At 68.2% G+C, this 6,791-nt stretch carries 8 protein-coding genes; 2 read left to right on the top strand and 6 right to left on the bottom strand.

Features of this window, described 5'->3' with window-relative positions; genetic code table 11:
* Positions 1–98 precede the first annotated feature (98 nt).
* Positions 99–920, bottom strand: coding sequence for a DedA family protein (locus ACWGIG_RS08895; RefSeq protein WP_453320851.1), 822 nt, complete (start codon positions 918–920; stop codon positions 99–101).
* A 166-nt stretch (positions 921–1,086) separates the two neighbouring features.
* On the opposite strand from ACWGIG_RS08895, the gene ACWGIG_RS08890 reads away from it, so the two are divergent.
* Positions 1,087–1,452 (top strand): YbjQ family protein, encoded by a 366-nt coding sequence (locus ACWGIG_RS08890; RefSeq protein ID WP_453320850.1) that lies wholly within the window; start codon positions 1,087–1,089, stop codon positions 1,450–1,452.
* A 134-nt stretch (positions 1,453–1,586) separates the two neighbouring features.
* Here ACWGIG_RS08890 and ACWGIG_RS08885 read toward each other — a convergent pair whose 3' ends face one another.
* The 4 genes from ACWGIG_RS08885 to ACWGIG_RS08870 form a co-directional block, all read right to left on the bottom strand.
* Positions 1,587–2,345 carry a MerR family transcriptional regulator gene (locus ACWGIG_RS08885; protein WP_453320849.1) on the bottom strand — a complete coding sequence of 253 codons (759 nt, stop codon included), beginning with the start codon at positions 2,343–2,345 and terminating at the stop codon, positions 1,587–1,589.
* 141 nt (positions 2,346–2,486) lie between these two features.
* Positions 2,487–3,011 carry a DinB family protein gene (locus ACWGIG_RS08880; protein ID WP_453320848.1) on the bottom strand — a complete coding sequence of 175 codons (525 nt, stop codon included), beginning with the start codon at positions 3,009–3,011 and terminating at the stop codon, positions 2,487–2,489.
* Positions 3,012–3,107: 96 nt separating this feature from the next.
* Positions 3,108–4,565: an aldehyde dehydrogenase family protein gene (locus ACWGIG_RS08875; RefSeq protein WP_453320847.1), complete on the bottom strand. Its 1,458-nt coding sequence runs from the start codon at positions 4,563–4,565 to the stop codon at positions 3,108–3,110.
* A 94-nt stretch (positions 4,566–4,659) separates the two neighbouring features.
* The gene (locus ACWGIG_RS08870) at positions 4,660–5,523 is read right to left on the bottom strand and encodes a helix-turn-helix domain-containing protein (protein WP_453320846.1); all 864 of its coding nucleotides are present in this window, start codon (positions 5,521–5,523) and stop codon (positions 4,660–4,662) included.
* Between the two features lie 349 nt (positions 5,524–5,872).
* On the opposite strand from ACWGIG_RS08870, the gene ACWGIG_RS08865 reads away from it, so the two are divergent.
* Entirely contained in the window at positions 5,873–6,364 is a 492-nt protein-coding gene (locus ACWGIG_RS08865; protein WP_453320845.1) for an ATP-binding protein, read from the top strand.
* 89 nt (positions 6,365–6,453) lie between these two features.
* Here ACWGIG_RS08865 and ACWGIG_RS08860 read toward each other — a convergent pair whose 3' ends face one another.
* Positions 6,454–6,696, bottom strand: coding sequence for a DUF397 domain-containing protein (locus ACWGIG_RS08860; RefSeq protein ID WP_453320844.1), 243 nt, complete (start codon positions 6,694–6,696; stop codon positions 6,454–6,456).
* Between the last annotated feature and the right edge of the window lie 95 nt (positions 6,697–6,791).

Here is a 6,791-nt window from a genome sequence, read left to right as displayed (position 1 = left end):
GTTGTAGGTTGTCCAGGGGTACGTTCCGGGTTTTCTCGGGGTACGACGAAGGGGCGCCCAGGACACGAGTGCTGGGCGCCCCTTCTCGGTGTGCGGGGCTACCTCTTGGCGTGACGGCCGCGTTGCGGCGGATTGTTCGGATTGTTCGGGGGGTTCTGGGGGCGCAGGATCTGGGTGGCGTGGTCCTGGGCCTCGGGGCCGAGCGGGGCACCCGGGACCGGCGGGGCACCCGGGGCCGGCGGGGTGCCGTGGGAGGGCGGGGTGCCGTGGGCGGGCTGGGCCGGGGCCGGGGGGTTCTTCTTGGACTGGCTGCGGGCCCGGAGGACCTCGACGACGATCGGGACGACCGAGATCAGGACGATGGCGATCAGGATGAATTCGATGTGCTTGTGGACGAATTCGACATTGCCGAGCGCCGCTCCGAGCAGCGTCACGCCCGCGCCCCACAGGACGCCGCCGATGATGTTGTACGTGATGAACGTGCGGTAGTTCATCTTGCTGACGCCGACGATGATCGGCGTAAAGGTGCGCACGATGGGCACGAAGCGGGCCAGGATCAGCGCCTTCGGGCCGTGCTTCTCGAAGAATTCGTGCGCTTTCTGGACGTTTTCCTGCTTGAAGATCTTCGAGTCCGGCCGCCGGAAGAGCGCGGGACCGACTTTTCGCCCGAAGAGGTAGCCGACCTGGTCACCGATCACTGCCGCCAGCACGACCAGCAGGCACACCAGCCACAGCGGGGTGTCCAGCTTGCCCGTGGTGACCAGCAGGCCGGTGGTGAACAGCAGCGAGTCGCCGGGGAGGAAGAAGCCGATCAGCAGGCCCGACTCGGCGAAGACGATGGCCAGCAGGCCGTACAGCCCGAACTCGTTCAGCAGGAAGTCCGGGTCCAGCCAGGCCGGTCCTAGCGCAAGCGTATTCACGGGTTCCGGACTCCAGGGGGATCGTCTGCGATGGGCTGGCCAAAAGTATCAACGCGCGCGTGCACGCCCGGGTTCCCCCGGCCCTCCCAGGGTGCACGCTGCACAGACCGGCGCAAAGCTCTGCGGTAGGAACCGGAGAGAAGTCGACTGGAAGAGGTGGGTTCGCATGGGTATCGAGGAGTACGGCGGCGGCCAGAGTGACAAGTCGGGCATTCTGGTCGTCACGACCAATGACGTCCCCGGTCACCGGGTGGAGCGGGTCATCGGCGAGGTCTTCGGCCTGACCGTGCGGTCGCGCCATCTGGGCAGTCAGATCGGCGCGGGTCTGAAGTCGCTGGTCGGCGGCGAGCTGCGCGGCCTCACCAAGACGCTGGTGGAGACCCGCAACCAGGCCATGGAGCGCTTGACCGAGCAGGCGCGGGCGCGCGGCGCGAACGCGGTGCTGATGTTCCGCTTCGACGTGACGGAGGCCGCCGACGTCGGCACCGAGGTGTGCGCGTACGGCACGGCGGTCGTCCTCAGCAAGGAGTGAGGGGTTCCGTACGGGGCGGCTCCGCGTGGAACCGCCCCGTACGGCTCAGGAGTGGGCGGGCCGCCCCGTACGGCGCAGGAGTGGCCAGATCTGCCCCGCAGGACTCGGGCGTGGCCGGATCCGCACCGCAGGACTCAGACGTGCCGCACCCCGTTGGCCAGGATCGCGTCGCGCATGAAGACCGCGAGGCCGGGCCGGATCGCCTCGTAGAAGGCGGTGAAGCGCTCGTCCGCGACGTACATCTCGCCGAAGCAGGTGTGCATCTCGTGCGAGACCTGGAAGTAGCCGTCGCACATGAACAGGCGGTGCTCCTCGGCCACGTCCATGGCCCCGGTCGAGTCGGCCGGGACTCCGGCGGTGAGCAGGTCGGCCATCTTCTGGTGGAGCGCGTCGAGGCCCTCGGTGAGCCGCTTCCAGTCCTCCTTCGTGTAAGAGGCGGTCCGCCGCTGCGACTCGCGGTACGCGTCGGTGTCGCCCCAGCGCTCGACGACCTCGTCGTTGTACTGCTCGGGGTCGTGGTCCCCGAAGACCTCGAACTTCTCCTCGGCGGTGAGGTTGATGCCCATTTTCCGTGCCTCCATGGCGGTTTCGACGGCGGCGGCCATCTCCTGGAGCTTGGTGATCCGGGCGGACAGCAGCTCGTGCTGGCGCCGCAGGTGCTCCTGCGGGTCCGTGTCCGGGTCGTCCAGGAGGGCCGACACCTGGTCGAGAGGGAAGCCGAGCTCCCGGTAGAACAGGATCTGCTGCAACCGGTCCAGGTCGGTGTCGCTGTAACGGCGGTGGCCCGCGTGGCTGCGCCCGCTCGGGGAGAGCAGGCCGATCGCGTCGTAGTGGTGCAGGGTGCGCACGGTGACTCCGGCGAGCTCGGCGACCTTTCCCACGGGGTGGCCCATGACTGTCCGCTGCCCTCTCTTGAGGTGGGGGTTTCATCGGTACGTGATCCAGCGTGCGACCTCACGTCACGTGAGGTGCAAGCCCGGCGCCCGGATCCCCGTGGACCGCTGACACAGTCACCTCTGACCCAAGTACCTCTGTCACTCGCCGAGTTCGTACGAGTTCTTGCCGTCCAGGGACTCGCGGACGATGTCCGCGTGGCCCGCGTGCCGGCCCATCTCGGTGATCAGGCGCAGCAGCACCCAGCGCAGCGAGACGTCCTCCTTGGGGAACCAGGGGGCCTCGGGCAGCGGGAAGGTGGCGTTCAGGTCTGCGGTGCGGCTGAACTCCGCGCAGCGCCGGGCGACCTCGGCCCACTCGGCGAGCTTCGACGCGACCGTCTCGCCCTTCTCCGGGACCAGGCGGAAGCTCTCGTCCCAGTCGGCCTCGGTGCGCCGGACGGGCTCGATGTCGCAGCCGGCCATGGCGAGCCAGTTCTGCTCGACCTCGGTGACGTGCTTGAGCAGGCCGGAGAGGGACAGCTCGCTGGCGCTCGGCGTGGCCGCCGCCTGCTCGTCGGTGAGGCCGCGCAGCGTGTTGCGGATGCCGTTGCGCTGCTCGTCCAGGAAGGCGAGGAGGGTACTGACCTCGTCGGTGCAGTCGCCGGCGCTGACGTGCAGGACCATGATGGCCGCCCTTCGGTGGGATGCGAGGAGGGACTCTCCCCGAACACTCACCACGTTAGGACGGCTTGCGGACAAGCGCTGTCCTGAACCAGGCCTTCAGAAGGGAAACACGGAGCGGCCGTGCTGCACCGAGATCCACTTCTGGGTGGTGAAGACGTCGACCGTCGACTCGCCGTTCATCCGGCCGATTCCCGACGCCTTCTCGCCGCCGAAGGCGACGAGCGGGTCGTCCTGGATGGTCGAGTCGTTGATGTGGATCATGCCGGTCTCGATGCGCTGGGCGAAGCGGACGCCGCGCTCCACGTTGCCGGTCATGACGGCGCCGCTCAGGCCGTACGGGCTGTCGTTGGTGATGCGTACCGCCTCGTCCTCGCCGTCGAAGGGCAGCAGGAGCGCGACGGGGCCGAAGATCTCCTGCTCCAGGATCGGCGAGCCGTCGGGCAGCCCGGCCAGGACGGTCGGCTCGACGAGGTTGCCGCGCGTGGCGCCCCGTACGAGAGCGGTCGCGCCCTCGGCGATGGCCTGCTCGACCAGGCCGGACAGGGCGTCGGCGTGGAAGGTGTTGATGACCGGGCCGAGCTGGGTCGCGGGGTCGGCGGGGTCGCCGGTGCGCAGCGCCCGTACCTTCGCGACGAACTTCTCCGTGAACTCCTCCTCCACGGACCGGTCGACGAGGATCCGGTTGGCGGCCATGCAGACCTGGCCCTGGGAGACGAAGCGGCTGAAGACGGCCGCCGAGGCCGCGTAGTCGAGGTCCGCGTCGTCCAGCACCACCAGGGCGCTGTTGCCGCTGAGAGAGAGGATGGTGCGCTTGAAGCGGGCACCGGCGACGGCGGCGACGTGTCTGCCGGTGCGGTCGGAGCCGGTGAAGGAGATCACCTTGGGGACGGGGTGCTCCAGGAGCGCGTCCCCGATCTCGGCTATGTCGGTGACGAGGACGTTGAGGAGTCCGGCGGGCAGCCCCGCGTCCTCGAAGAGGTGGGCGATGAGCCCGCCGCCGACCACCGGGGTGTTCTGGTTCGGCTTGATCACGACGGCGTTGCCGAGGGCGAGGGCCGGGGCGGCGGCCTTGATGCCGGTGAGGAAGGGGAAGTTGAAGGGGCTGATCACGCCGACCACGCCGACCGGGAGCCGGTGGACGCGGTTCTCCTTGCCGGGGACGGGAGAGGCCAGGATGCGGCCCTCGGGGAGGGTGGCCAACTGCGTGGCCTCGCGCAGGAATTCCTTGGCCAGGCGCACTTCGTACGTCGCCTTCACGAGCGTGCCGCCGACCTCTTCGGTGATCGCGGCGACGATCTCGGCCTCGCGCTCCTCGACGAGGCGCAGCACCCGCTCCACGATGTCGCGGCGGCTGTACGCGTTCACGGCGGCCCAGTCGCGCTGGGCGCGCTCGGCGGCGCGGTAGGCGTCGTCGACCTCGGACACCGAGGCAACGGTGATCGCCGCGAGCTTCTCCCCGTTGTACGGGTTGAAGTCGATGATGTCCCACGAGCCGCTGCCGGTCCGCCACTCGCCGTCGATGTACTGGTGCGCCAGGTCGGTGAAGAAGGACATGCGATCCCTTACTGCTGCCACTGCTGTTGCCACGGTTCCCCTGCGCAGTCTGATGCTCCAGGGGAGTATGAGGTTCCGTCAACGTACATATGGATCAGATCAGTTGAAGGAGTCCGCGCAGGACGTCCCGGGTGGCGGAGGGGCTCGGGCAGTCCTCCTGGAGGCGGTCCATGACGCGCTCGTACTGGCCGACCTCTTCGCGTTTGTCCAGGTAGAGCGCGCTGGTGAGCTGTTCCAGGTAGACCAGGTCGGAGAGGTCGGACTCCGGGAAGCTCAGCAGGGTGAAGGCGCCGCTCTCGCCCGCGTGGCCGCCGAAGTTGAAGGGCATCACCTGGAGCGTGACGTTGGACCGCTCGGAGATGTCGATCAGGTGCTGCAACTGCCCCCGCATGACGTCCCGGTCGCCGTACGGACGGCGCAGGGCCGCCTCGTCGAGCACGGCGTGGAAGTGCGGCGCCCGCTCGGAGACGAGGACCTTCTGCCGCTCCAGGCGCAGTGCGACCCGGCGGTCCACCTCGGCCGCGGTGGCGTGCGGGATGCCGCGCGAGACGACCGCCTGGGCGTACGCCTCGGTCTGCAACAGACCGTGAACGAACTGGACTTCGTAGATCCGGATCAGTGACGCCGCACCCTCCAGGCCGACGTACGTCTGGAACCAGCCGGGCAGTACGTCCCCGAAGCTGTGCCACCAGCCCGCGAGATTGGCCTCACGGGCCAGTGCGAGCAGCGCATCGCGCTCCGACCCGTCCGTGACCCCGTAGAGCGTGAGCAGGTCCTCTACGTCCCTGGCCTTGAAGCTCACCCGTCCCAACTCCATGCGGCTGATCTTCGATTCGGATGCACGGATCGAGTAACCGGCCGCCTCGCGGGTGATGCCGCGCGACTCGCGCAGGCGCCGGAGCTGAGAGCCCAGCAGGATGCGGCGCACCACTGATCCGCTCGACTCGCCTGCGGTCACTTCTCCGGCCCTCCCTCTCGTTCATATGTGCGCGAGGCCCTCCCCCAGGGTCCCGAGATGCCGAAGTCTGCCACCAAAACGCTTCAGCCTGTACGCATTCGGTTACGGAAATGGCAAGGGCCTGAAAGTGGTCGAAGGAAGAAATGAGCAAGAAACGGCACTCTGTTGTTCAAGTCAGGCGCGTGCACGTGCATCTGCCCTTGCATCTGCCGTACGCATTCGGGAACCTTGGTCCGCGCGCACGTATGACTACTGCTGCATCGCCGCTGCATTTCGCTGTGGCACCGCCGCCGTAGAGCTGCTGCATCACCGCCGTATCGCCACGACCGCGAACCCGGGAGCGCCTCGCATGGGGATGAATGGATCGACCATGCTCGTGCCGTTACGGCAGGGCCTGCCTCCCATCGACCCCTCGTCGGTGTCCACCTCGGCGTCCTGCGCACTGCCCGCGCGGTACGAAGCGGTCGGCGGAGCACGGAAGTTCACCCGCAGCACGCTGTGCCAGTGGGACCTGGAAAGCAGATTCGACGATGTCGCCCTGGTGGTCTCCGAACTCGTCACCAACGCCCTGCGGCACGCCCTGCCCGCCGACACTCCGCGGGAGAACGACCCTCCGGTGCGGCTGCACCTGATGCGCTGGAGCTCACGGCTGGTGTGCGCCGTGCGCGATCCCAGCCACGACGGTCCTTCGGCGCGCGAGAGCGACGACTTCTCGGCGGAGTCCGGGCGGGGGCTCTTCCTGGTGGACTCCTTCAGCGACAGCTGGGGCTGGCACCCGCTGGCGGGGACGCTGGACGGCAAGGTCGTGTGGGCGCTGTTCCGGCTGCAGGGCGAGCACTAGACCGACCCGGCCCGTACGCGGATTCCCGACCGGCTCCTACGCCGGGCCCCTGGCATGCCCCTACGCCGGATTCCCGGCATGCCCCTGCGTCAGTTCCCTGCCGTCAGGTGGTCGAACTCGCCGTCCTTGACGCCGAGCAGCATCGCTTCTATCTCCGCCCGTGTGTAGACGAGCGCGGGCCCCTCGGGGTACCGCGAGTTCCGCACGGCAACGTTGCCACCGGGCAGCTTCGCGAACTCCACACAGGAGCCCTGTGAATTGCTGTGCCTGCTCTTCTGCCAGACCACCCCGTGGAGCTCTGTGGCAGCCATGCCGTTGTATGCGTGGTGCACAGGTCGCTCCCGGAAGTGCTGGTGTCAACTGACCCGGATCATAGCTTCGTTCACCTGCTGATGCATGGGCAGATGCACGTGCACGCGGGGTTGCC

The sequence above is a fragment of the Streptomyces sp. NPDC054863 genome (assembly GCF_053610825.1).
This window is presented reverse-complemented; position numbering and strand designations above follow the sequence as displayed.

Excerpts from the sequence above, each read along its gene's own strand:
- ACWGIG_RS08890 (WP_453320850.1), top strand. The coding sequence starts at position 1,087 with ATGGGTATCGAGGAGTACGGCGGCGGCCAGAGTGACAAGTCGGGCATT.
- ACWGIG_RS08885 (WP_453320849.1), bottom strand. The coding sequence starts at position 2,345 with ATGGGCCACCCCGTGGGAAAGGTCGCCGAGCTCGCCGGAGTCACCGTG.
- ACWGIG_RS08880 (WP_453320848.1), bottom strand. The coding sequence starts at position 3,011 with ATGGTCCTGCACGTCAGCGCCGGCGACTGCACCGACGAGGTCAGTACC.
- ACWGIG_RS08875 (WP_453320847.1), bottom strand. The coding sequence starts at position 4,565 with ATGTCCTTCTTCACCGACCTGGCGCACCAGTACATCGACGGCGAGTGG.
- ACWGIG_RS08865 (WP_453320845.1), top strand. The coding sequence starts at position 5,873 with ATGGGGATGAATGGATCGACCATGCTCGTGCCGTTACGGCAGGGCCTG.